Origin of the sequence: Pseudomonas sp. PS01303 (assembly GCF_029959385.1) — a bacterium.
In the GTDB taxonomy this organism is placed as follows: Bacteria; Pseudomonadota; Gammaproteobacteria; order Pseudomonadales; family Pseudomonadaceae; genus Aquipseudomonas; species Aquipseudomonas rustica.
The window spans coordinates 1-1,187 of the sequence record NZ_JASCPK010000311.1 but is presented as its reverse complement, the minus strand read 5'-3'; the positions used below and the strand labels follow the sequence as shown (position 1 = coordinate 1,187).

The 1,187-nt window shown below is 56.0% G+C and carries 1 protein-coding gene; it reads right to left on the bottom strand.

The genetic code is table 11. The annotated features are described in order from the left end of the window. Positions 1-88: 88 nt before the first annotated feature. Positions 89-1,087 (bottom strand): sulfate ABC transporter substrate-binding protein, encoded by a 999-nt coding sequence (locus QMX93_RS30725; protein ID WP_053118449.1) that lies wholly within the window; start codon positions 1,085-1,087, stop codon positions 89-91. Between the last annotated feature and the right edge of the window lie 100 nt (positions 1,088-1,187).

Sequence of the window (1,187 nt, the reverse complement as noted above, 5' to 3'; positions counted from 1 at the left end):
GCCGAAGGCGGCGATCTTTTGATCTTGTATTTAAGATCAAGATCAAAAGATCGCAGCCTTCGGCAGCTCCTACAAGGGTAATCAGGTGTTACTGGCCGGTGTAGATCTGATCGAACACACCGCCGTCATTGAAGTGAGTCTTCTGCACCGTACGCCAGTCACCAAAGGTCTTCTCCACCGAAAGGAAATCAACTTTCGGGAAGCGATCGGTGTACTTCGCCAGCACCGCCGGATCACGCGGACGCAGGTAGTTTGCCGCCGCAATTTCCTGACCTTCCGGCGACCACAGGTACTTCAGATATTCATCCGCCGCCGCCCGTGAACCCTTCTTGTCGACGACTTTATCCACCACGGAAACCGGTGGCTCAGCCTCGGCCGAAACGCTCGGGTAGATCACTTCAAATTGATCACGACCAAACTCGCGAGCAATCATTTCCGCTTCGTTTTCGAAGGTCACCAGCACGTCGCCGATCTGGTTGGTCATAAACGTGGTGGTCGCGGCACGGCCACCGGTATCCAGCACTGGCGCTTGCTTGAACAGTTTGCCGACGAAAGCTTTGGCCTTGTTCTCGTCGCCGCCGTTCTTCAGCACATAACCCCAGGCCGACAGGTAGGTGTAGCGGCCGTTACCCGAGGTTTTCGGGTTCGGCACGATCACTTGCACGCCGTCCTTGAGCAGATCCGGCCAGTCTTTCAGGGCTTTCGGGTTGCCTTTGCGGACGATGAACACGGTGGCCGAGGTGAACGGCGCGCTGTTGTTCGGCAGACGGGTGACCCAGTTTTCCGGCACCAGTTTGCCGTTGTCGGCGAGGGCGTTGATGTCGGTGGCCATGTTCATGGTGATGACGTCAGCCGGCAGGCCATCGATCACCGAGCGCGCTTGCTTGCTCGAACCGCCGAAGGACATCTGTACGGTGATGTTTTCGTTGTGCTCGGCTTGCCAGTGTTTCTGGAACGCAGTGTTGTAGTCCTTGTAGAAATCGCGCATCACGTCGTAGGAAACGTTAAGCAGCGTCGGGGCTGCCTGAGCGATGTTGGCCAAGGCCAGGCCGGCGGCGAGAAGTGAGGCGCCAAAGAGTTTTTTCACTGCGCATTCCTTGTTATCTATTTATGTAGGAGCTGCCGAAGGCTGCGATCTTTTGATCTTGATCTCATAAAACCAAGATCAAAAGATCGCAGCCTTCGGC